Genomic DNA, 24,471 nt, shown 5'->3' on the forward strand with positions numbered 1-24,471 from the left:
AAAAAGAAAATAATAATTTGATTTAAAGCAAAAAAAATGGTATTATTTTTATTGCAGAAGGAAATAATATTTGCTATATTATTTTAATGAATATTTAGTAAGAAATATCTGATTTTTACGAGTGGAGCAGAATTAATAAATAATATTAAAATGAGGGTAAAATTCTTTGTTAAATGTTCAAATATAGTGAAAAAAATTGTAGGATAGTAGGAAAGAGAGGAAAAGTTTATGAAAAAATTGCTAATTTTGGTAAGCGCTTTGATGCTTATGGTTTTGAGTTGCGGGAATTCTGGAAGTGAGAGTAAGAGTAGCGGAAATGCTGGGACAGGCTCTAAGAAGTATAGAATTGGGATTACGCAGATTGTATCACATGCGGCACTTGATAGTGCGAGAGAAGGGTTTAAGGCTGCGTTTAAGGAAGCGGGAGTTAATGCTGAATTTGATGAAAAGAATGCAAATGGAGAAACAACTAATTCAAATCTGATTGCTAACAACTTTGTCAGCTCAAAGGAAGATTTGATATTTGCGATTGCGACAAATGCGGCTCAATCAGCTTCGCAAGCTACAAATGACATACCTGTGGTGTTTGCGGCAATTACAGATCCACAGTCTGCAGGAATTATGAAGAATAATGTAACTGGTGTAAGTGATAGAATGGATGTAAAACAGCAGCTTGAATTATTAAAAAAAATAGGCCCAAATGTAAAAAATATTGGGGTAATTTATAATTCTTCAGAACAAAATTCAAAAATCCAAGTGGAAGATTTGAAAAAAGCGGCAAAAGAATTAGGATTGAATATTGTTGAAAAAAGTGTTGTACAGGCAAATGAAATACCGCAAACAGTAGATAATTTAGTAAGAGAAGCAGATGCGATCTATTTGCCGACAGATAATCTTGTGGCTTCGGTTGTGAGCTTGATTACAGATAAGGCGACTGCGGCTAAAAAGATAGTATTTGGTGCGGAAGCGGCTCACGTTAAAGGTGGAGCATTGATTACACAAGGTGTAAGTTATTATGAAATTGGAAAAGAAGCTGGTAAAATGGCAATTGACATCTTGAAGAATGGTAAAAAGCCAAGCGAAATTAAATTTAAGACAATGCCTCTTAGTGAAATTGTAGTTAATGAAAAAACACTTGCGGCACTTGGAATTTCATTGCCAGAAGATGTGAAGTCCAAGGCTAAAATGGTTCAATAAAATAAAAAATCATAATATAAGTTTAATATAAATAAAGAAACGTAATTTGGAGAGAAAGGAAAGAGAATGAAAAAGATACTGTTAATAATGATAGGTATGTTAATGTTGGCATGTGGAAATAGTAACGACACTGTCAATGGAAAAAAAGATTCAAAGGATTCTGGAAATAAACAGGTTTATAAAATTGGGATAACTCAATTTATGGAACATCCTTCGCTTAACTTAGCAAAAGAAGGATTTAAGGCTGCATTTAAGGAAGCTGGAATAAAGGCAGATTTTGATGAAAAAAATGCAAATGGGGAAGTTACAAATGCAAATTTGATTGCTACAAATTATAAGGCGGATAAGAAAGATCTTGTATTTGGTATTGCTACACCATCGGCACAAGCATTGGTGAATAATATTCCAGATATTCCTGTACTGTTTTCAGCTGTAACTGATCCTGCAAGTGCAAAACTTTTAAATCCAAATGTTACAGGAACAAGTGATAAATTGGAAAATGTTGAGGCTCAGCTTGATTTACTGTTAAAATTAAAGCCTGGAACTAAGAAAATCGGAGTTTTATATAATCCATCAGAACAAAATTCAGCAGTTCAAGTTCAAGAAATTCAAAAAATTGCTAAACAAAAAAATATAGAAGTTGTATTGCAAGGTATAAATAACTTTGGTGAACTGGCGCAAGCTACTAAAAATCTATTGGGATCAACTGATGCATTGTATTTGCCGACAGATAACCTTGTAGTGTCTGGAATGAACCTGATTGCTTCAGAAGCTGTTAATGCTAAAAAGCCTGTAGTTGTAAGTGAAAATTCTTCAGTAAAAGAAGGAGCATTGTTTACAATGGGATTAGATTATTATGCACTTGGAAAACGTACTGGAGAAATGGCAATTGAAATTCTTAAAGGAAAACCTGTTTCTCAAATTCCTTTTGAAACTTCAAAACAAATGAAACTTTATGTAAATAGTAAAACAGCGCAAGCACTGGGATTAGATTTGAAAAATCCTGCATTTAATGGAGCTGAGTTTGTAGGAAAATAAAATAAATGCTATTTGGCAAAAGTTCTTGAAGAATTTATAACAATCGCTATTTATAGGAATAATAAAAAAAGATGCTGAATAGATTTAATAAATTTTTAGAGAAAGAGAGAAAAAGGTAGATGAATGAGTTATTAGTATTTTTACAGAGTCTTCCTGAGGCTTTTAAAACAGGATTTATATATTCAATAATGGTAATGGGAGTGTATCTGACTTATAAAATACTGGATTTTCCTGATATGTCGGTGGATGGGACATTTCCGCTGGGAGGATTTGTATTTGCGGCATTTGCACTTTCTAAAAATGGATTTTTTGGGATAACAAATCCTATTATGGGATTGATTCTTGCAGTTGTTTGTGGAATGATTGCAGGATATGTAACTGGGGCATTGCATGTTTATTTGAAAATTAATGGATTGCTTTCGGGGATTTTGGTAATGACGGGGCTTTATAGTATAAACTCCAGAATTGTTGGGATGCCAAACGTATTTATTACGCCAGATAGAAGTATTTATGAAATAATATCATATAACAAGGATTTTGTGCCTTTTGTAATTGCATTTGTAATTCTACTTGTATTAAAGGGATTTTACGACTATAAAATTAAAGAAAATAAATATATGATTAGAACACTTTCTGTTTATATAATTTTTACAATTGCATTAATAATTTATGTGGTAAAAACACAGGATGTAAAACTTATGCTTACAGTATTGATTGCATTTATTATAAAAATGATAATTGATTATATTCTAACTTCTAAATTTGGTTTTGCATTACGGGCATTGGGAAATAATGAGCAGCTTGTGGTAAGTCTTGGGGTAAATGAAAAAAGATTGAAAATATTTGGGCTGATGCTTGCGAATGGAGTTGTGGCATTGTCTGGGGCATTATTTGCACAAAATATTAAAGTTGCAGATTTGCAGTCGGGAGTTGGAACGATTGTTATTGGTCTTGCAGCTATAATTCTTGGACTCGGTGTATTGAAAAAATCCCGTGTAATAAATGAAGTTTCAATTGTTACGATAGGATCGCTTATGTATTACTTTATAATAAACTTGGCACTAATGTCAAACAGCTGGACAAGAAGTATTTATGAAAGTCTTCACTTTAGTGATGATGTTATAAAAATACTTGAAGTTAAGCCGACAGATGTTAAATTGATAACAGCGGTAATTTTAGCTGCAATTTTATGGAATGAACTTATTAATAAATCTAAAAAAGGTAAGAAAAAGGTAAAATTAATTGAGAAGGGAGAAGCATAATGATAGAATTAAAAAATTTATATAAAACTTTCTTCTCTGAATTAGGAACAGAAAAGCAGGTATTTAAAGGATTAAACTTTACGATAAATGATGGGGACTTTATAACAATTATTGGGAGTAATGGTGCAGGAAAATCTACTCTTTTAAATGTATTAAACGGTCAAATTATCCCAGATGGCGGAAACGTGATTTTAAATGGAAATGACATAACAAATGTTGTTCAGCACAAAAGAGCAAAATGGATTTCACAAGTTTACCAAAATCCAACAATGGGAACAGCTCCTTCTATGACAGTGCTGGAAAATTTGTCAATGGCTAAAAATAAAGGTAAACGGTTCAACTTTACATTTGGACTGGATGTAAAGAATATAGAATTTTACAAAAAGCAGTTGGCAAGTTTAGGATTAGGACTAGAAAATCAGCTATTTACACAAGTAGGACTTCTATCAGGTGGTCAAAGACAATGTCTGTCATTAATAATGGCAACTTTAAACCGTCCAGATATATTGCTTTTGGATGAGCATACAGCGGCGCTTGATCCTCAGACTTCTAAAATAATCCTTGAAAAAACGAAGGAAATTATTGAAAAGAATAACATAACAAGCCTGATGATAACACATAATATGCAAGATGCCATAACTTATGGAAATAGACTAATTATGCTTCATGCAGGAGAAGTAATTTTTGATATAAAAGGTGAAGAAAAGAAAAAATTGACGGTGGAAAAATTGCTTGAAATGTTTAGAACAAAAGATGCAAAATTATCTGACAAGGATATATTTTAGAATCAGATAATGTTTAAAACATAATCTAGTAAACTGAATGATTAAAGAGTTCAAGATTATGTTTTTTTTTATTGTTATGAAAAATTATAGATTTAATTTTTCCCGTTTGAACTACATTATTAATATATAGTAAAACTACTTTAAAACTGAACTCAAAGTTATGACTATTTTACTCAAACCCTAAATTTATATAATTTTTAGCAATTTAATTTTAAATAGGGTTTGGCAATAAAGAAAGAGAAAAATTGAGGAAAAATGAAAAAAGAAGGGGAAAAATAAAAATTTACCAGTTGGAATTGATAATTTTGAAACGATAATAAAAAAAAGATTAATATTATTTTTAATAAGACTGATTTAACCGAAGAAATATTAAAAAAATAAGGCTTTGAGAATATTTTTTACAAGATTAGGAAGATTTGGGAAATTTTCACTAGTTGAGAAAAGAGATGAAATATGTTATTATTAAATAGCAAAAACTGAAAGAAATGGGGAAAATTATGGAACAGACAGTGTTTTCTGTAAGTGAGATAAATAGGGAAGTGAAGATGTTTTTGGAGGGGACAAGGACATTTAAGAATATTTTTATTGAAGGGGAGCTTTCCAATATTACTTATTATCGGTCTGGGCATTTGTATTTTACGTTGAAGGATTCGAGTGCGAGTGTGAAATGCGCTATTTTTCGGTATAAATATAGAAATGTGCCTGAGGATCTGAAGGAAGGGGATTCGGTAAAAATTCGTGGGAATGTGACACTTTATGAAGCTAACGGGAGTTATCAGATTGTGGCGGATTTTCTTGAAAAAAGCAATTCTTTGGGATTGCTTTATGAAAAGATGGAAATGCTTAAAAAGTTGTATTTTGAAAAGGGATATTTTTCTGATGAAATAAAGAAAAAATTGCCACAATTACCAATAAATGTTGGAGTTGTGACAGCTGATACAGGGGCTGCGATTAGAGATATTATAAATACGACACATAAAAGATTTCCAAATGTGAATATTTACCTTTATCCTGCAAAAGTTCAAGGAGAAGGGGCTGCACGTGAAGTTTCGGAAGGAATTGAGTTTTTTAACAGGATGAATGAAGAAAAGCAGCTTGAAATAAATACGCTTATTGTTGGGCGTGGTGGTGGAAGCATTGAGGATTTGTGGGCATTTAATGAGGAAGAAGTGATAGAGGCTATTTATAAATCAGAAATTCCTGTGATTTCAGCAGTGGGGCATGAAATTGATAATTTGCTTTCTGATCTAGTTGCTGATAAGCGGGCAGCGACACCGACTCAGGCGGCGGAAATCTTGATTCCTGAAAAAGATAAACTGGCAGATGAGTTGGAAAATAAAAAAAATCTTTTGAGCAAATCACTTTTAAATAGGGTTGCAATGATGAAAAAAGAGCTGGAATATAGAAAAAATAACTATTATATAAAAAATTTTGTAAATATTCTGGACAATAAAAAATTTGACTTGATGGAAAAGGAGCAAAAATTATCAAGGGAATTAAAAAGAATTTTGCAAAAGTCAAAGGAGCAGCTGGATTATCGTAAACAGAGATTTGATAGAATTAATTTGGAAAAAGTGATTTTGAGTGAAAAGGAAAATTTGAGGGAGAAATCGGCTAAACTTAATGAAATAATGCTGGAATTTTTTGAGAATCGGAAAAATGAGCTGAAGTATAAAAAGGCACAGCTTTCTAAATATTCGGTAAACGATATTTTGAAGCAAGGGTATACAATAACTCGGAAAAATGGAGAAATTGTTAAGCGAGGAATTGAGCTTAGTAAAGAGGATAAATTGGAAATACAGTTTTCTGATGTTAAGAAAAAAGCAGTTGTGAAATAATTGGATATTTTAGAAGGTGAGGTATTAAAAATGTCTAAAAGACAGGATTATTTATCGTGGGATGAATATTTTATGGGAATAGCCTTTTTGTCTGGAATGAGAAGCAAGGATCCATCTACACAGGTTGGAGCTTGTATTATTGATGAGGATAAAAAGATTATTGGAATTGGTTATAATGGGTTTCCGCAAGGGAGTTCGGATGATGAGATGCCTTGGGATCGGGAAGGGGATTTTTTGGAAACGAAGTATCCCTATGTTGTTCATGCTGAATTGAATGCGATTTTGAATAGTATAAAGTCTCTTAAAAACTGTACCATTTACGTGACTCATTTTCCTTGTAATGAATGTGCTAAAGCAATTGTTCAGGCCGGAATAAAAAAAGTAGTGTACTTTTCTGATAAGCATAAATCGCTTGATTCTACAAAGGCTTCAAGAAAAATTTTGGAAAATGCAAAGGTGGAGACAGTTCATCTGGAAGTTGAAAAGGAAGAGATAAGTATACGATTTAAAGATTAGGAAGGATCAGATGAAATCTGTATAAAAGTTGCTATTTTTAGTTGAGAAAAAAGTAATATTAGTATATAATATTAAAATAATAAGTAAAAATGTATAAGAGGTGAGAATAATGGAAGCATCAGCGATAAAAAAAGTAGTGGCAATGGGAATTGGAGCGGCAGTTTACATTGTATTGTCAAGATTTGTGGCTATTCCTACGCCTATTCCAAATACAACATTACAGGTAACTTTTGCCTTTGTGGCATTGATGGCATTTATATATGGGCCTGCAGTTGGGTTAGGGATTGGATTTATTGGGCATACGCTTAATGATATTTCAGGATATGGAAATGTTTGGTTCAGCTGGGTAATTGCGGCGGCATTTTTTGGAATGGGAATTGGATTTTTAGGAAAAATCATAAAAATTGAAAATTTTAATGGAGCAAAAATTGTAAAATTTATAGTGGGAGAAGTAATCATAAGTTTAATAAGCTGGGTAGTTCTGGCTCCAATTATTGATATTGCAATATATAAAGAACCACAAGCAAAGGCATTTGCGCAAGGAGTTGTAGCGGCGCTTGGAAATATCCTGGTTGTGGCTATTTTAGGAACAATTTTAATATTTGCATTTTCAAAAACAATAATAAGCAAAGGAAGCTTAAAAGAGGAATAATTTAAATAACCCGCACTTTTCAGACAGTTTTTAAGTATTAGCAACTGTGGGAAGATTAGGCGGGTATTTTTGAATGGAAAATAATGGAGGAGAATTATTGGAAGAAAAAAAAGAAGGAAGAAAAATTGCAATAAATTTTGAAGATTTTACATTTAAATATGAAAGTCAGTCGGAACCTACATTGCATAATATAAATTTGAAAATTTATGAAGGAGAGAAAATTGTGATAATAGGGGCATCAGGCTCGGGGAAAAGCACTTTGGGACATTGTATAAATGGGCTTGCTCCATATTTTTATAAGGGAGAAATTGAAGGGAAACTGGAAATTTATGGTAAAAGGTGTAAAGAGATTTTTGAACATTCTAAATATGTGGGAACTGTTCTTCAAGATTCAGATGCACAGTTTGTAGGACTTACAGTTGCTGAAGATATAGCTTTTGCATTGGAAAATGATGAGGTTGAAACGACTGTAATGAAAGAAAAGGTAAAGGAAATAGCACAGTTTGTAAGGATTGAAACATTGCTTGACTTGAAGCCGCAGGATTTATCGGGAGGGCAGAAACAGAAAGTATCGCTTGCTGGAATTATGGTTGATAATGCTAAAATAGTGCTTTATGATGAGCCGCTTGCAAATCTTGATCCGCTTAGCGGAAAACATGCCATTGAATTGATAAGTGAACTTCATAAAGATAAAAAACTTACAACGGTAATTATAGAGCATAGGCTTGAAGATGTGCTGCATAGGGAAATTGACAGGATTATTGTCGTTGATAAGGGAAGAATTATTGCTGATGATACGCCTGATAATATTTTGAAGGGAAATTTGCTAGGCAAAATGAATATAAGAGAACCTTTGTATATTTCTTTGCTTAAATATAGCAACAATAATCTTGAAAAATATAATGATATTTCTAGTCTTGAAAAAATTGATTTTTCTGCAGCAAAAGACAGCATTTTAAATTGGATAAAATTTAATTCTCCAAAAGAAAGTAAAAAATCTGAAAATACATTATTAAAGCTGGAAAATATTTCGTTTTCATATAATGAAAAAAGAAAAATCTTAAAAAATATAAATTTAAGTGTGGAAAAAGGTGAAATGATAAGCATTGTTGGCTCAAATGGAGCTGGAAAGTCAACGTTGTCAAAGGTTATTGCAGGATTTGAAAGGCAGGATGAAGGGGAAATTTATTATAAAAGTTTGGATATAAGTAATGAAAGTATAGCAAAAAGAGCTGAAAAAATAGGATTTGTACTGCAAAATCCAAATGCGATGATTTCAAAAGTTACAGTTTTTGAGGAAGTTGCATTAGGGCTGAAAACTAGAGGTGTTTCTGAAGATGAAATAGAGAAAAGAGTTCTTGAAATTTTGGAAATATGTAAATTAAAGCCGTTTAGGAAATGGCCAATAAAGGCACTTAGCTATGGGCAGAAGAAAAGAGTTACGATAGCATCTGTGCTTGTTTTAGAGCCTGAAATAATAATAGTTGATGAGCCGACTGCTGGGCAGGATCTTTTTCATTATAGGGAAATAATGGAATTTTTGAAGCGGCTGAATGAATATGGAATTACAATTTTATTTATAACCCATGATATGCATCTAATGCTGGAATATACCGACAAGGCTTATGTTTTTAATGATGGACAGATTATAAAATCTGGAAATCCAGCACAGATTTTGGCAGATAAAAAAGTACTGGAACAGGCAAATTTAAGGGAAACTTCACTTCATTACGTGGCAGAAAAAATAGAAATAAACCCTGAAGAACTCATAAGTACATTTGTTCATTATGAAAAAAATTGTGAAAAAGAACAGAAAAAGGCGGGTGGTTAGATGGAAAATACATTTTTACTGGAGTATATTGAGAAAGATTCAGTAATTCATAGATTAAATGGAGCTGCAAAACTGATTTGCTTTATATTGTGGACTGTGGCTATTATGCTTACCTATGATACAAGATTTCTTGCAGCTTTGACACTTTTGGGATTTGTGCTTTTTAAAATTTCAAAAATAAAATTTAATGAAATAAAAATCGTATTTTATCTAATTTCTATTTTTCTTGTACTAAATTTAATTATGATTTTTTTATTTTCTCCACTTGAGGGAACAAAGATATATGGAACAAGGCATGATATTTTTAAGATTTTTGGAAATTATGTTATAACTTGGGAACAGTTATTTTATGAATTTAATATATTTGTAAAATATTTTTCGGTTATTCCTGTTGCATTACTTTTCATAATTACAACAAATCCAAGCGAGTTTGCCTCTTCGCTAAATAGAATAGGAGTGCCCTATAAATTTTCCTATGCAGTTTCAATTGCACTAAGGTACATTCCGACAGTTCAGGAGGATTTTATCATAATTAGCAAGGCACAGCAGGCAAAGGGGATTGATATTTCCAAAAATGTAAAATTAATGACAAGAATAAAAAATGTATCTTATACTTTAATGCCATTAATATTTTCAAGCATTGAAAAAATAGATATTATAAGCAATGCTATGATTTTGAGAGGATTTGGGAAAAGAAAAAAAAGGACTTGGTATCAGGCTAGGAAAATGAAAATGGCGGATGTTGTGGCAATTATTGTGACTGCAATATTTGCAGTTATTTCAATAGTCATGTTGAAGGTAAATGGAGGAAGATTTTATAATCCGTTTGTATAAGTTCATTTTTATATAAACTCAGAATTTAATAAATAAATATAGAGATAAGAAACTTAGGTTATCGAACATATCTAGTGAATTTATTTTAGCAAAGGATTAAGATATTTATTGTTAAATAATTAGAAATATAATTTCTATTTTAAAAAAATATTTTAGGGAAAGGAAGAGGGAAAAATGGTTAATATTGGAAATGACTGGGATGAAATTTTTAAAAATGAAAAGGAATTTGAAAAGGATTATTATTTGAACTTGAGAAAATTTTTGATAAGTGAATATAAGACAAAGACAATTTATCCTGATAAATATGAAATTTTTTCTGCATTTAAGCTGACAAGCTACAAGGACTGCAAAGTTGTAATTTTGGGGCAAGATCCGTATCATGGGGAAAATCAGGCACACGGATTGGCATTTTCAGTAAAGCAGGGAGTTGCATTGCCGCCTTCCTTAAAAAATATTTACAAGGAAATAGAAAATGAATTTGGTTATAAAATGAGCAGAAATGGATTTCTTGAAAGCTGGGCAAAGCAAGGAGTGCTGCTTTTAAATACGGCGCTTACTGTAGTTGCTGGAAATGCTAACTCACATTCAAAGATAGGATGGGAAATTTTTACAGATAATGTGATAAAATATTTAAATAGACGTGAAGATCCGTTAATTTTCATACTTTGGGGAAATAATGCAAAAAGCAAGAAAGCCTTTATTGATACAGATAGACATTATATTTTAAAAAGTGTGCATCCTAGTCCGTTGTCGGCAAGCCGTGGATTTTTTGGCTGTGGACATTTTAAGAAGGCTAATGAAATTTTGAAAGAATTGGGGAAAGATGAAATAAATTGGCAAATATAAAATTTAATTGAAGGAGGTAGAAAATTTGATGAATTTTAGAAAATCAACTTTTGATGATATTGACAGAATTTTGGAAATCATTGATAAGGCGAAAGCTGAATTGAAGAAAATGGGATTGGATCAATGGCAAAAGGGGTATCCAAATAGGGAAGTTATTGAAAGTGATGTAAAAAAAGGGATTAGTTATGTTTTGGAAGAAACTGCTGAAAATAATGAAAACTCTGGAGAAAAAGTTTCAGGAAAAATTGTTGGAACGATTGTATTATCGCCTGAAAGAGAAGAGCCATATTCTAAGATTGAGGGAAAATGGATAACAGATGATGATTATATGGTAGTTCATAGGCTGGCAGTCGATTCTGATGTGAAAAATAAAGGTCTTGCTACAAAAATACTGGAATTTTCTGAAGGAGTCTGCATTGAGAATAAGATACTTAGTTTAAAGGCGGATACGCATGAAAATAATGAGCCGATGAAAAGGCTTCTTGCGAAAAATGGTTTTAGTTTTTGCGGCTTAATTTATTTGGATAGGGAGCCTGATTTAGGGGCAAAGCGTATTGCTTATGAGAAAATAATAAAAATTCCGCACAAATTATTGTAAATTTTAAATAAAAAAATTGATAAAAATATAGAAAGTGAGCTGATAAGTTATGAAATTTGAAACAAAAACAATACACGGAGTAAGAGAAGGGAAAAAGAAGGAATTATGGGGAACAAATGTTAATTTTGCTTCTACATTTCCTGTCGCAGAATTTGGAGTGACGCAGGAATTTGAATATTCTAGAGTTTCAGCGCCTACGAGAAATGAACTGGAGGAAATTATTGCGGCTCTTGAAAATGGAAAATATGCCTATGCCTTTTCATCTGGAATGGCAACTACGACATCTGTATTTACAATGTTTTCGGCTGGAGATCACATCATTTTGGGACAAGATATTTATGGAGGGACTTATAGAGTTTTACACGATATTTACTCAAGATTTGGAATAGAATCTACATTTGTTGATACAACTGATTTGGAAAATATAAGAAAAGCTTTAAAACCTAATACAAAAGCAATTTTTATTGAAACACCGTCAAATCCGCTACTTGATGTAACTGACATAAGAGGAGTTGTAAAACTTGCGAAGGAGCATAATCTTATAACTATTGCAGATAATACGTTTATGACGCCATATTTACAAAAACCGCTTGATTTTGGGATTGATATTGTAGTTCATAGTGCGACTAAGTTTTTATCTGGACATCATGACTTACTGGCTGGAGTTGCTATTACGAATAATGAGGAGCTTGCAGAAAAGATTAAATTTTCACAAGTTGCGGCTGGTGCTTTAATATCTCCGTTTGACAGCTGGCTTTTGATGAGAAGTTTGAAAACGTTGAAATTAAGAGTGGAAGCGGCACAGGAAAATGCAAAAAAACTTATAGAATTTTTCCAAAGTCACGATGCAGTTGATAAAATTTACTATCCGACTTTAGATACGAATAAAGGTAAAAAGATTCATGAAAGTCAAGCGACAGGCGGAGGTTCAGTATTCTCGTTCACTTTAAAAGATGACTCAAAAGTAAAAACATTTTTTGAAAGTTTAAATGTGGCATTATTTGCGGCAAGCCTTGGCGGAGCTGAAACGCTGGTAACTCATCCAAGTACAATAACTCATGCAGAAATGCCTGAAGAAGAAAAGGAAGCTAGAGGATTTACACATTCATTGATTAGAGTTGCAGCTGGATTTGAAAATATTGATGACTTGATTGAAGATTTTAAACAGGCGCTTGAAAAATAGTAAAAAAGTAGGAGAAAAATGGCAAAAAAAATTGATGACGGAAAATCTCAGATAGTATTAATTGCTGCAATAATTATAATTGCGGCAGTTATGATTTTTGGGATGTTTAGTAAAGGCGGAAAGAGTTCTGAAAAAAGTGTTGGAAAAGCCAAAAATGTCAAAATTTCCCAAAATAATGGCAAAAAAAGTTCTAAAACTAAGAAATCTAAAGAAAAAAAAGAAGTTGAACCTGAAATTTTAGATGGCTATCAAGTGCTGAAGGTTAGCGATGGAGATACGATTAATATTCAAAAGGTTGAAAATGGAAAATTTGTTGGAGAGATGCTTAGAATTAGGATGTACGGGATGGATGCACCTGAAAAAACACAGGATTATGGGTCTGAAAGCAGACAGGCGCTTGAAAAATTGGTGACTGGGAAAAATTTGAGCGTGGAAGTGAAAAATAAGGATAGATACGGCAGAACAGTTGCGATTATTTATGCGAATGGTAAAAATGTTAATGAAGAAATGGTAAAAACGGGAAATGCCTGGTGGTATCAGGAATATGCTAAAAAAGACACGCAATTTGAAAAATATCAAGAAAATGCGAAGCAGAAAAAATTGGGGCTGTTTTCTAGAAAAAGGTATACAGAGCCTTGGAATTATAGAAAAGAAAAAAAGGCGGCTGCATCAAGCAGAACTAAAAGTAAATAGCTTGCTTTAAGTTAACGATTTGTTATAAAATTTAATTTTATCAAGCAAACGGAAAAGAAGTATAAAAAAGAAAAGGATGATGAAATGTTTATAGATGAAAGTGTAATTACAGTAATTTCTGGAAAAGGAGGGGATGGAGCTGCTACGTTTAGGCGTGAGAAATTTGTTCAGTTTGGAGGGCCTGACGGTGGAGATGGCGGAAAAGGTGGAGATATTGTCTTTATTGCTGATCCCAATATTAATACGCTTGTTGACTTTAAGAGCAGTAAAAAGTTCAAGGCACAGGACGGGACAAAAGGCGCTGCGGCACGTTCTACTGGAAAATCTGGAGAAGATTTGATTATAAAGGTTCCAGTTGGAACAATGGTTAGGGATTTTGAAACGAATAAACTTTTGCTTGATTTGGATATTCCAAATGAAAAAGTTATATTTTTAAAGGGAGGAGATGGCGGACGTGGAAACATCCATTTTAAGTCATCTGTAAAAAAAGCTCCAAGAATAGCAGAAAGTGGACGTGAAGGTGCAGAATTAAAAATAAAATTAGAATTAAAGCTGCTTGCTGATGTGGCACTTGTTGGCTATCCAAGCGTTGGAAAATCCAGCTTTATTAACAAAGTGTCAGCCGCCAGATCAAAAGTTGCAAGTTACCATTTTACAACATTAAAGCCCAAATTGGGAGTTGTCAGAATGGGAGATGAAGAAAGTTTTGTAGTAGCGGATGTGCCTGGGCTTATTGAAGGGGCTCACGAAGGAGTGGGACTTGGAGATAGATTTTTAAAGCATATTGAAAGATGTAAGCTGATTATTCATATTGTGGATATTTCAGGGATTGATGGACGTGATCCTAAGGAAGACTTTTTGAAAATAAATCACGAATTGAAGAATTATAGTGAAAAATTATCTAAAAAACGGCAAATTGTAGTGGCAAATAAAATTGATATGCTCTATGAAGATGAAAAATACGATGAATTTGAAAAATTTGTGAAGGAAAATGGAGCAGAATTTGTTTATCCAGTTTCTGTAATTGCAAATGATGGATTAAAGCCAGTTTTATCAAAGGCTTGGGAATTAATTCAGGAAATACCTAGGGAAGAATTGGAAGAAGTTCATTCGGTTGAGGAATTGATTCGAGAAAATAATAAAAAGGAAGACTGGATTGTAAAAAAAGTTTCAGACAATGTATTTGAAGTTGATGGAAGAATTGTGGATGACGTATTGAGAAAATATGTATTTATTGGAGAAGAGGGAATCATAGATTTCCTGCAAAAGATGAGAAGCCTTGGAATGGAAACAGAGCTTGAAAATGCTGGTGTTGAGCAAGGGGATGTGATAATTATTGCAGGTTATGAATTTGAATATGTAATTTAGCTTAAATTTTTATATAATTTATAAATTTGATATTGAAAAAGTTAAAAAAATGTGGTCTACTTATAGCAGGAGGTAAATAAAATAGCAAAAGGAATTGTGATCGCAGGCGCTACTGGAGTTGGGAAAACTGATTTATCAATAAGGCTTGCAAAAAAGATTGATGCAGAAATAATATCGGCGGATGCATCTCAAATTTATAAAGAACTGGATATTGGAACTGCAAAAATAACCGATGAAGAAATGCAAGGCGTGAAGCACTATATGATTGATGTTGCAAGTCCTGGCGAAGATTATTCTGTGGGAGATTTTGAAAGAGATGTAAATAATATTTTGAATGAAAATTCTTGCAAAAATGGGAAAAATATTATTATTGCAGGTGGAACAGGGCTTTATATAAGGTCAATTACAGATGGATTTGCAAAATTGCCTTCAAAGGATGAAAAAATTAGAAAAAAGCTGGAAAGTAAAAGTCTTGATGAATTACAGGAAACTTTGAAAAAATTAGATGAAAAATCCTATGAAGAAATTGACTTATCTAATAAGTTGCGGCTGGTTCGTGCCATTGAAGTGTGCCTTTTAACTGGTGGGAAATTTAGCGAGTTAAGGACTCAAAATATAAAAAATAATGATTACGACTTTTTGAAGATATTTTTGACACGGAATCGAGATGAGCTTTACGATAGGATTAATAGGCGAGTTGAAATTATGATTGCAAAAGGACTTGTCGGAGAGGCAAAAAAAGTATATAATAAATATACAGAAGAGCTTCATAAAATATCTTCGATTGGGTACAAGGAACTGTTTATGCACTTTGATGGTAAAATTACATTGGATGAAGCAGTTGAGGAAATAAAAAAAGAAAGTAGAAGATATGCAAAAAGGCAGATGACCTGGTTCAGAAAGGAAAAAGACTATATTATTTGCAATTTGTCAGAAATGTCTGAAAACGAAGCTTTGGATGAGATTTTGAAAAGGTGGGAAAAGTTTTAGAAAAAAAATAAATTAAAGAAAAAAATTTTGAAAGGAGAATGTGGGATTATCCTGCATAAAAATATGAAAATACTAGAATATTTAGTGCCTGAAAGAGTAAATTTAGATTTGAAGGGAACAACGAAAGCGGAAACTATTAATGAAATGGCACAGCTGTTTGTAAAAAGCGGAATTATTGATTCAGAAGATCTTGAAGAATTTGTGAGAGAAATAAATGAAAGGGAAAAATTAACACCGACAGGAATGCAAGATGGAATCGCAATTCCTCATGCAAGAACGCCATTAGTAAAATCTCTTTCTCTTGCAATGGGAATTTCTCATGAAGGTGTCGATTTTGAAAGCATGGATGGAGAACCTTCAAAGCTAATTTTTATGATTGCCGCTCCAGAAGGAACTAAAAAGGAGCATTTAGATTTATTGGCAGAAATTTCAAAATTGTCGTTTGAAGAAGAATTAGTGGAACAGCTTGAAGAAGTTAAGACAGTAGAAGGAATTTTTGAAAAATTAAAAAATATTTAAATTTAGCAGGGTAAAAAATATTTTTTATACTGATTTTAAAGGCTTCTTTAGAGAAAAATCATAATTTTTGTGTTTTATTTGAAAAATTAATTGTATTTTTTTATATAATTTGGTATAATAAAAACAAGTGATGATTAAGCAAGTGATTTGATAGTAGTTCCATATTTGGTTTGTGAATTGAAAATTATTATCATAAATTATAGGATATATAATAATTTTTGAAATATGCAAACCTAAGGAACTACGGGGATAGGCTGGCAAGTTCGATTAACTGAACAAAGACAGTTGTTATCCAGTGATTCTGTGACTTTGATGTTACAGAAGTTTTAGGCAAATAAAAAATTAGGAGGAAAATCGAATGAAAAAGACAATATTCTTTTTAGTTGGAATAATGATGGTTTCATCAATAGGTTTCTCTGCTGAAAAAAAGAGCTTAGAAAGCAACTTAAGTACAATTGAAAGCCAATTCAATGAATTAATGAGAAAAGAAGATGCGCAAAAACAAAGCTATATTCAACAAAAGGCTCAATTGGAAGCTGAAGTGGAAGACTTGAAAGCAAAACAAACAAGCAGAGAAAAATTGGTAGAAAAATTAAGAGTAGATTCAGAAGTAAGATGGCATAGAGATAAATATAAAAAAATATTGAACAACTCTGAAACTGTCTACAAAAACATAAATAAGAGCATAGCAGAAAAAGAGAAAAAAATTGCTGAATTGGATGCATTATTATCAGTAATGAATTAATGAAAGGAATGGTAATTAAGAGATGAAAGCAAAAAAATTATTATTGTGCGGAATAGTAGCTGCATTATCGGTTCCAATGATGGCAGATTCTGCTCAAAGTGTCTTAAAACAAGCTAGAGAAGATTACTATAAAAGTTTAAAAGCGCCAAAAGAACGTGAAATGACAACAGAAAAATTAGTAACGATAGATGAAGATGGCGTAGTAGAAGAAAAAGAAAGAGTTAAACCAAAATCATCAATTGAAAAACTTGAATACAATGCGGCTAAAGCAGCGGCTAGAGTAGATTTTTACGAAAGAGTAGTAAGAAGTGTACAAAGAGAAGAAAAAGAGTTAGGAGAATTTGATAGCGTTCTTGGAAGAGATGGCGTTAAAAACGCTCCTAAAAAAACAAGAAGAGTTAAATAAGCCAATTCAGTTATTTCAACAAAAATAATATTTAAATGATATTTAGAAAGGAAAATCAATGAAAAAAATATTAGGATTAGCAGCGGTAATGGTTTTGGCAATGAGTCAATTATCATTCTCAGCTAAAAGTGATACTGATGCCGCAGTGCAAAGATTAGTTAAAGTGGCTAAACAAAGACAAGCTCAACAAGCTAAAGATGCAGCCAAAGGTGTAGTAACAGAAGAAGTTATAGTAGTTCCAGTTGAAGAAACTGTAACAACAACATCAGATACAGTTCAAGAAGCACGTGATAGAGCTGAAGCGGCTAGAGCGCAAGCACAAGAAAGAGCGGCAAAAGCAAGAGAAGCAGCTCAACACAGAAAAACAAAAACACCTGAAATAAGAGCTCAAAGAAGAAATATGTCTGAAAGTAAAATGATGGACGTGGAAATTCAAAGAATTAGAAAAAGAGTAGATCAAATTAACAGCAACATTGAAAAATTCCATAAAACAAATGAAATGTTAGATCAAATGGAACAAAGATTGGATGCTATCCAAGATAGAATAAACTAGAGAGTTATACTGTAATTACAGTAACTGATTAAAAAATTTCAAAAATAAATTTGGATGAAGTAGAAAGGAAATTAGAAATATGAAAAAGTTAGCATTAATATTAGTAGGATTAGGAGCTTTGTCTTGTACAAATGCAAAATTAGTAGATTATAACACAACTAGATTAAATCATATTGAAGATTATTTAGATGAAAATAAACCAAATCCAGGTAGCCAAAAATATAGATCATTAGAAAGAGAGGCTGAAAAATGGGTAGACGAACAACAACCACAACAACAACAATAATTGCACTAGGGTTGTTAGTTGCTTCACCACTAATGGCAAGAAGGCTGACAACTACTCAAATGAGAGAAAATACAATAAGAATTAACGCTCTTGAGATAGAAGAGCCAGCTCCAGAACCAATTCCAGAACCGCAACCAGAACCAAAAACAGTAGAACCAAGTTGGGTATTCGATTCTGGAAGATTGAACTTCGATTTCGATAAATCAGTAGTTAAACCTCAATACTTTGAATTATTGAGAAACGTTAAAGACTATGTTGAACAAAATGACTTCAAATTGACAATTATAGGGCATACAGATTCTAAAGGTACTGATGCTTATAATATGGCTTTAGGTATGAGAAGGGCAATAGCAGTTAGAGATAAATTGTTAGAATTTGGATTAGATCCTTCAAGAATCTTAGGTGTAGAATCAAGAGGGGAATCTGAACCAATTGCTACAAATGATACTGAAGAAGGAAGATTTGAAAACAGAAGAATTGAGTTCAAACCTACAAAATAGCAATAATCACAAATTAAATAAAAATATTTTTGTAAATTGTCTAGTTATTTCATCAATTGAAAAAATTAGACAATTTTTTTTAAAAAAATTTAAAATTATAATGAAATAAATTGAATTTTAGTGTATAATATCTACAAAGATTTTAGGAAAGAAGAGGTAAGGTGAATATGTGGTTTACTAAATCATCAAAGGATGTTTTAAAAGAGCTGAATGTTTCGGAAAAGACGGGACTTTCAACTGAAGAAGTAAAAAAGCGGCTGGAAAAATATGGACCTAATAAATTGAAAGGAAAGCCGAAAAAAAGTTTGCTGCAGTTATTTTTGGCACAGCTTCAGGATATGCTTATTTATGTGCTAATTGGTGCAGCTGTCATTAATATTATTGCACACGGAAAAGATGGAATAGCAGATGCCTTGATAATTTTAGCGGTTGTTCTTATAAATGCAGTAGTTGGAGTTGTACAGGAATCTAAGGCGGAAAAGGCATTGGAAGCGTTGCAGCAGATGACGACACCTAAGAGCTTGGTTAGAAGAAATGGCGAAGTTATTGAAGTTAATTCGGAAGAACTGGTGCCAGGAGATATTTTAGTAATTGATGCGGGAAGATATATTCCAGCGGATGTCAGACTTATTGAAAGTGCTAATTTGCAGATTGAAGAGTCGGCACTTACTGGAGAATCTGTTCCAAGTGAAAAGGATGCCAATTTTATTACAACTGATGCAAAAATACCAATTGGAGATAAGGAAAATATGGCATTTATGTCAACTATGGCAACTTACGGAAGAGGAGAAGGAGTTGTAGTTGAAACTGGAATGAATACTGAAATTGGAAAAATTGCACAGATTTTGGATGAAGATAACAATACACTTACTCCGCTTCAAGTGAAACTGGAAGAACTTGGAAAAATTTTGGGATATGGAGCTTTAGCAATTTGTGGAATTATTTTTGTCATAGGGTTGATTCAAGGAAGAGAAGCGGTTGATATGTTTATGACTGCAATAAGTTTGGCTGTGGCGGCAATTCCTGAGGGACTTGTTGCGATTGTTGCGATTGTACTTTCACTTGGGGTAAAGACTATGTCAAGAAAAAATGCGATTGTGAGAAAATTACCAGCGGTTGAAACATTGGGAGCGGTAAATATTGTTTGTTCTGATAAAACTGGGACGCTTACTCAAAATAAGATGACTGTTGTAAAAACTTATACTTTGGATAATTTGAGAGATATTTCCAGTCAAGATGGACAAAAGGCAAATGTTGATGAAACTGAGTTAATTCGTTCGTTTGTGCTTTGCTCGGATGCATCTGTTGAAAACGGACAGGATATTGGAGATCCGACAGAAGTTGCTTTAATTGTCTTGGGAAATAAATTTGATTTGGAAAAAAATGCATTGAATGCTAAATATAAAAGAGTTTCTGAAAATCCATTTGATTCGGACAGAAAACTTATGTCGACACTTAATGAAGAAGGTGGGAAATATAGAGTTCACACAAAAGGTGCGATTGACAACATTCTTATAAGAGCAAATAAAATTCTTGTAAATGGAGAAATTTTACCATTGACTGAAGAAGCGAAAAATAAAATATTGAAAGTTGCTGAAGAAATGTCTGATGATGCATTAAGAGTGCTTGGAGTGGCATTTAAAGATGTTGACAGTCAAATTTCGCCTGAAGAGATGGAAAAGGATCTGGTTGTAGTTGGAATTGTTGGAATGATTGATCCGCCTAGAACTGAAGTGAAAGATTCGATTGTGGAAGCTAAAAATGCTGGAATTACTCCGATTATGATAACTGGAGATCATAAGAATACGGCAGTTGCGATTGCAAAAGAGCTTGGAATTGCGACAGATATTAGCCAAAGTTTGACAGGTGCTGAAATTGATGAGATTTCAGATGATAAATTTGCTAAGGAAGTGAATAAATATAGAGTGTTTGCAAGAGTTTCGCCTGAGCATAAAGTTAAGATTGTAAAAGCGTTTAAAGAGCAGGGAAATATTGTGTCAATGACTGGAGATGGAGTAAACGATGCGCCGTCGCTTAAATTTGCCGATATAGGAGTTGCTATGGGAATTACTGGTACAGATGTTTCTAAAGGTGCTAGTGATATGATTTTGACTGATGACAATTTTACTACGATAATTCATGCGATTGAAGAAGGAAGAAATATTTTTAATAACATCAAGAAGACAATTATATTCTTGCTTTCTTGTAACTTAGGAGAAGTTTTGTGTGTATTTATCGCAACATTATTTGGATGGTCAATACCGTTAGTCGCAACTCAGCTTTTATGGGTAAACCTAATAACTGATACATTACCAGCAATTTCGCTTGGAATGGATCCTGGAGATAAGGAAGTTATGACTAGAAAACCTAGAAATCCGAAGGAGAGTTTCTTTTCTGAAGGTGCGGGAATGAGATCAATTGTTGGTGGAGTGCTGATTGGAGTGCTTACACTTGTGGCATTTTACCTAGGAATTATTCATGGCGGGACTGTGCCTATTTCAGCCGTAAAAGACAGTAATCCTGCAACACGTGAAATTTTAACTTATGGAAGAACAATGGCGTTTATCGTTCTTACATTCTCGCAATTGTTTTATTCATTGTCAATGAGAAATAGTAAAAAGACTATTTTTGAAATTGGATTTTTTGGAAATAAATTCTTAATTGGTTCGATTATTATTGGAATAGTTTTGCAAATTGGCTTGACTTCAATTCCAAGTATTGCACAAATGTTTAAAGTGACTGCGATAGATCCGAGTCATTGGGGAATGGTAATTGGATTGTCACTTGTTCCGTTTGTTGTGAATGAAATTATAAAAGTGATTTCAAGAAGAAAAAATGATTAAAAAAACATAATAAGATATTTTTTTTGTTTTAAGAAATCCTTGACAAATACTGAAAATGTGGTAACATATAATAAACAATGAAAAAAGTTTGGAGGAGATAAAATGTCAAAAAAAGAATTTGTAGATGCTTATGCAAAAGCAACAGGAGAAACTAAAAAAAGAGCTGAAGAATTAGTAAATGCTTTTTTAGAAACAACAGAAGAATCTTTAGTGAAGGGTGAAAGTATCCAATTCGTAGGTTGGGGAACTTTTGAAGTAAAAGAAAGAGCGGCTAGAGAAGGAAGAAACCCATCAACTGGTGCTCCAATTAAAATTGAAGCTAAAAAAGTAGTTAAATTTAAAGTTGGAAAAAAATTAGCTGACAAAGTTGCAGAAGCTAAATAATAGAACTTTTACAAAGGCTATCCTGAAGATTTTTCATTTTCAGGGTAGTTTTTTATTATTTATATTTTTGTAATGAAATTTGCTTCTGACACTATTTATCGTTTAAACATCGAAATAGTTACGAATTTCTTTGCAAGGAATCTAGCAAATAATATAAATAAATTTGTAAAAAGAGGAATTTTAATTATGGAAAAAGGAAAAATTTACTTGCATTATGATATGGATGCCTTTTTTGCTTCAATAGAACAGCGGGATAACAGCGAGCTTTGTGGAAAGCCCATTGCGATAGGATATGGAGTTGTTACGACTGCCAGCTATGAAGCCAGGAAATATGGTATAAAATCGGCTATGCCTACGGTTCAGGCTAAACGTCTATGTCCGAATCTTATTGTTGTAAATCTTAGAAAGGGTGTTTATTTTGAAGAAGGAAGAAGAATACAGGAGTTAATAAAAAAAGTTCTGAAGAAATGTGAATTTACTTCTGTTGATGAGGGGTACATTGATATTACAGAGTTTATAAGAAATAAAAATGTAAAGCTTAGTAAAAGAGAAGAAATTTTAAAAATTGAGAAATTTATAAAAAGATTTAAAAAGTATATTTTTGATAATTCCCGTTTAACTTGTTCAGTTGGGATTGGCTTTAGCAAGATTAGCGCAAAAATTGCAAGTGATATTGATAAGCCGAATGGATATTTTATTTTTAAAGATCGTGATCATTTTTTGGATTATATTTATGATAAGGAACTGGGCATAATTCCAGGAATTGGGAAAAAGACTAGGGAAGTGCTGGAATTGTTTAATATAACAAAGGTTTTTCAGCTGTATGAAATTGGAAAAAATGAACTTGTTAGAAGATTTGGGGAAAGTAAGGGGGAATATTTGTATAATTCAATTCGGGGATTGCATATTTCTGAGATAAATACGGATAGAAAGAGACAGTCTTATGGACATGAGATTACTTTTCATCAGGCGGAAAATGATATTTTGACATTGTATTCTGAATTGAAAAGGCAGTCTAAAAGATTGAGTGACAGGCTTATTGAGAAAAATGAGTTTGCAAAGACAGTTACGGTAAAAATAAGATATTCTAATTTTGTGACTCATACCCGATCTAAAACTTTAAAAAGTGCAACAAATAATGGGGATACAATTTATGAAGCTGCTCTTGAAAATCTGGAATTTTTTGAAAAAAAGGATGAGGTGCGGCTTATCGGAGTTCAGTTAAGTACAATTTTAAAAAGCGATGTAGTTCAGCTTTCTCTTTTTGATGATTTGAGATAAAAAAAGGAGGTAGAATAAATGGATGAAAAAGAAATACTAAGTTATATTGATGAAGTGAATTTTCTATTGAAAAGAGCTTATGTTCCATATTCAAAATTCCCTGTCGCTGCATTATTAATCGACAATAATGGAAAAAAGCATAAGGGAGTTAATGTGGAAAATGCTTCTTTTGGACTTACTCTTTGTGCTGAAAGAAATGCAATTACAACGGCAGTTACACAAGGCATGAAGAAAATAAGGCTGCTTATTGTAACTGGTAATACATTAGAGCCGATTAGTCCATGTGGGGCATGCAGGCAAGTAATAAGAGAGTTTTCTGATAAAGATACGGTTATAATTTTGGCAAATAGAGATGGAAAATATAAAATTGCTTCAATCGAAGAACTTCTGCCTTATTCTTTTGGAGCTGAGGATTTGTAAATGAAAATAAATAATCTGATTTAAAAAATTTTTTAATAATTTTTCATATTTTTTTGAACTTTACTTGCAAATCTGTAAAAATGAGTTATAATACTAGTGAAACGATATTTCAGATTTAATTTTTAAGAATTTTGTAACTTAAAAGGAGTGATTCTTATGAAAAAGTTTAAAAATGGATTTTTGATTTTAGCTTTGTCTGTAATTTTTAGTACCATTTCAATGGGAACTGCTTTCATAACTTCATCAAAGGATAATGCAATTAATATAAGACAATCTGCCACTAAAGATTCTAAGGTAGTAGATACCATTAAAAATGGAGAAATATTGGAAAGTGATGAAAAATCTGGAGATTGGCATAAGGTGACCTACTATGATGGAGGCATAGACAGAACGTTTACAGGATATATTCATGACAGCCAATTAAAGAAAATCATAGGAAAACTTGTTATAACTTCAAGTGAAGGTTATAGCAACATAAGAGAAAAACCGACAACAAAATCTACAATAAAATCTAGATTAAAAACTGGGAAAACAGTTTATGCAATAAGCAAAACAGCAGATGACTGGTATTACATAAGATATAATGGAAATGAATATGGCTATATTTATAGCAATCAAGTGAATAAAAAATAAAATATTTTTGATTAACTGTTTAAATTGATAAATTGAAAAAAGTTTTAACAAAAAGATAGCAAGAAGTCTCCCTCTTCTATAAGTGGGAGATGAATTGCATTTTTTTCTTGAAAAACGCAATAAAATATGTTATACTAAGCATATCAAGGCAGGGACTGCCCGTAGAGCTCGGTAAATATATCTGCAAAGGCAGATACTTCCCAAGAAGCTCCCTCTTCTATAAGTGGGAGTAGTTCACAGCGTAATTTATCATGGCAAGTAAAAAATTAA

At 32.4% G+C, this 24,471-nt stretch carries 26 protein-coding genes; all 26 read left to right on the plus strand.

All coding sequences use genetic code 11. The annotated features are described in order from the left end of the window. Nucleotides 1-228: 228 nt before the first annotated feature. The 26 genes from FVE74_RS03815 to FVE74_RS03940 all read left to right on the plus strand — a co-directional run bounded on the left by FVE74_RS03815 (nt 229) and on the right by FVE74_RS03940 (nt 24,201). On the plus strand, nt 229-1,197 hold the full coding sequence (locus tag FVE74_RS03815; protein ID WP_147003304.1) for an ABC transporter substrate-binding protein: 969 nt from the start codon (nt 229-231) through the stop codon (nt 1,195-1,197). A gap of 66 nt (nt 1,198-1,263) precedes the next feature. Beyond that, nucleotides 1,264-2,235 carry an ABC transporter substrate-binding protein gene (locus FVE74_RS03820; RefSeq protein ID WP_147003305.1) on the plus strand — a complete coding sequence of 324 codons (972 nt, stop codon included), beginning with the start codon at nt 1,264-1,266 and terminating at the stop codon, nt 2,233-2,235. A 119-nt stretch (nt 2,236-2,354) separates the two neighbouring features. Beyond that, on the plus strand, nt 2,355-3,497 hold the full coding sequence (locus tag FVE74_RS03825) for an ABC transporter permease (protein ID WP_147003306.1): 1,143 nt from the start codon (nt 2,355-2,357) through the stop codon (nt 3,495-3,497). Continuing rightward, nucleotides 3,497-4,282 (plus strand): ABC transporter ATP-binding protein, encoded by a 786-nt coding sequence (locus FVE74_RS03830; RefSeq protein WP_018449678.1) that lies wholly within the window; start codon nt 3,497-3,499, stop codon nt 4,280-4,282. Before FVE74_RS03825 ends, FVE74_RS03830 begins: the two co-directional genes overlap by 1 nt. 497 nt (nt 4,283-4,779) lie before the next feature. Next, nucleotides 4,780-6,120: an exodeoxyribonuclease VII large subunit gene (gene xseA / locus FVE74_RS03835; protein ID WP_147003307.1), complete on the plus strand. Its 1,341-nt coding sequence runs from the start codon at nt 4,780-4,782 to the stop codon at nt 6,118-6,120. Between the two features lie 30 nt (nt 6,121-6,150). After that, complete coding sequence (locus FVE74_RS03840) at nt 6,151-6,636, plus strand: deoxycytidylate deaminase (protein WP_147003308.1); 486 nt, start codon at nt 6,151-6,153, stop codon at nt 6,634-6,636. A 109-nt stretch (nt 6,637-6,745) separates the two neighbouring features. Next, nucleotides 6,746-7,288, plus strand: coding sequence for an ECF-type riboflavin transporter substrate-binding protein (locus FVE74_RS03845; RefSeq protein ID WP_147003309.1), 543 nt, complete (start codon nt 6,746-6,748; stop codon nt 7,286-7,288). Nucleotides 7,289-7,361: 73 nt separating this feature from the next. Beyond that, on the plus strand, nt 7,362-9,119 hold the full coding sequence (locus FVE74_RS03850; RefSeq protein ID WP_147003310.1) for an ABC transporter ATP-binding protein: 1,758 nt from the start codon (nt 7,362-7,364) through the stop codon (nt 9,117-9,119). After that, nucleotides 9,120-9,953 carry an energy-coupling factor transporter transmembrane component T family protein gene (locus FVE74_RS03855; RefSeq protein WP_147003311.1) on the plus strand — a complete coding sequence of 278 codons (834 nt, stop codon included), beginning with the start codon at nt 9,120-9,122 and terminating at the stop codon, nt 9,951-9,953. A gap of 174 nt (nt 9,954-10,127) precedes the next feature. After that, the gene (locus FVE74_RS03860; protein WP_147003312.1) at nt 10,128-10,799 is read left to right on the plus strand and encodes a uracil-DNA glycosylase; all 672 of its coding nucleotides are present in this window, start codon (nt 10,128-10,130) and stop codon (nt 10,797-10,799) included. Between the two features lie 28 nt (nt 10,800-10,827). Next, entirely contained in the window at nt 10,828-11,397 is a 570-nt protein-coding gene (locus tag FVE74_RS03865) for a GNAT family N-acetyltransferase (RefSeq protein ID WP_147003313.1), read from the plus strand. A 49-nt stretch (nt 11,398-11,446) separates the two neighbouring features. Beyond that, nucleotides 11,447-12,580, plus strand: a complete 1,134-nt coding sequence (locus FVE74_RS03870; protein WP_147003314.1) for a trans-sulfuration enzyme family protein — start codon at nt 11,447-11,449, stop codon at nt 12,578-12,580. Nucleotides 12,581-12,598: 18 nt separating this feature from the next. Next, nucleotides 12,599-13,273 carry a thermonuclease family protein gene (locus FVE74_RS03875; RefSeq protein ID WP_147003315.1) on the plus strand — a complete coding sequence of 225 codons (675 nt, stop codon included), beginning with the start codon at nt 12,599-12,601 and terminating at the stop codon, nt 13,271-13,273. An 84-nt stretch (nt 13,274-13,357) separates the two neighbouring features. Next, entirely contained in the window at nt 13,358-14,641 is a 1,284-nt protein-coding gene (gene obgE / locus FVE74_RS03880) for a GTPase ObgE (RefSeq protein ID WP_147003316.1), read from the plus strand. Nucleotides 14,642-14,737: 96 nt separating this feature from the next. After that, nucleotides 14,738-15,631, plus strand: a complete 894-nt coding sequence (gene miaA, locus FVE74_RS03885; RefSeq protein ID WP_232054055.1) for a tRNA (adenosine(37)-N6)-dimethylallyltransferase MiaA — start codon at nt 14,738-14,740, stop codon at nt 15,629-15,631. A gap of 63 nt (nt 15,632-15,694) precedes the next feature. Next, a complete protein-coding gene (locus FVE74_RS03890) occupies nt 15,695-16,150 on the plus strand; it encodes a PTS sugar transporter subunit IIA (protein WP_147004554.1) in 456 nt (151 codons plus the stop codon). A 358-nt stretch (nt 16,151-16,508) separates the two neighbouring features. After that, a complete protein-coding gene (locus FVE74_RS03895; RefSeq protein ID WP_147003318.1) occupies nt 16,509-16,895 on the plus strand; it encodes an adhesion protein FadA in 387 nt (128 codons plus the stop codon). Nucleotides 16,896-16,917: 22 nt separating this feature from the next. Next, nucleotides 16,918-17,301 (plus strand): hypothetical protein, encoded by a 384-nt coding sequence (locus tag FVE74_RS03900; RefSeq protein WP_147003319.1) that lies wholly within the window; start codon nt 16,918-16,920, stop codon nt 17,299-17,301. 58 nt (nt 17,302-17,359) lie between these two features. Further along, the gene (locus tag FVE74_RS03905) at nt 17,360-17,854 is read left to right on the plus strand and encodes a hypothetical protein (RefSeq protein ID WP_147003320.1); all 495 of its coding nucleotides are present in this window, start codon (nt 17,360-17,362) and stop codon (nt 17,852-17,854) included. A gap of 79 nt (nt 17,855-17,933) precedes the next feature. Next, nucleotides 17,934-18,140 (plus strand): hypothetical protein, encoded by a 207-nt coding sequence (locus FVE74_RS03910; RefSeq protein ID WP_147003321.1) that lies wholly within the window; start codon nt 17,934-17,936, stop codon nt 18,138-18,140. Beyond that, the gene (locus tag FVE74_RS03915) at nt 18,104-18,640 is read left to right on the plus strand and encodes an OmpA family protein (protein WP_147003322.1); all 537 of its coding nucleotides are present in this window, start codon (nt 18,104-18,106) and stop codon (nt 18,638-18,640) included. Before FVE74_RS03910 ends, FVE74_RS03915 begins: the two co-directional genes overlap by 37 nt. A 167-nt stretch (nt 18,641-18,807) precedes the next feature. Next, nucleotides 18,808-21,483, plus strand: a complete 2,676-nt coding sequence (locus FVE74_RS03920) for a cation-translocating P-type ATPase (RefSeq protein WP_147003323.1) — start codon at nt 18,808-18,810, stop codon at nt 21,481-21,483. Between the two features lie 102 nt (nt 21,484-21,585). Further along, on the plus strand, nt 21,586-21,867 hold the full coding sequence (locus FVE74_RS03925; protein ID WP_147003324.1) for an HU family DNA-binding protein: 282 nt from the start codon (nt 21,586-21,588) through the stop codon (nt 21,865-21,867). Between the two features lie 186 nt (nt 21,868-22,053). Beyond that, nucleotides 22,054-23,148, plus strand: coding sequence for a DNA polymerase IV (gene dinB / locus FVE74_RS03930; protein ID WP_147003325.1), 1,095 nt, complete (start codon nt 22,054-22,056; stop codon nt 23,146-23,148). 18 nt (nt 23,149-23,166) lie between these two features. After that, nucleotides 23,167-23,568: a cytidine deaminase gene (gene cdd, locus FVE74_RS03935; RefSeq protein ID WP_147003326.1), complete on the plus strand. Its 402-nt coding sequence runs from the start codon at nt 23,167-23,169 to the stop codon at nt 23,566-23,568. Between the two features lie 156 nt (nt 23,569-23,724). After that, on the plus strand, nt 23,725-24,201 hold the full coding sequence (locus FVE74_RS03940; protein ID WP_147003327.1) for an SH3 domain-containing protein: 477 nt from the start codon (nt 23,725-23,727) through the stop codon (nt 24,199-24,201). Nucleotides 24,202-24,471 lie beyond the last annotated feature (270 nt).

The sequence above is a fragment of the Leptotrichia wadei genome (genome assembly GCF_007990445.1).
Lineage (GTDB): Bacteria > Fusobacteriota > Fusobacteriia > Fusobacteriales > Leptotrichiaceae > Leptotrichia > Leptotrichia wadei_A.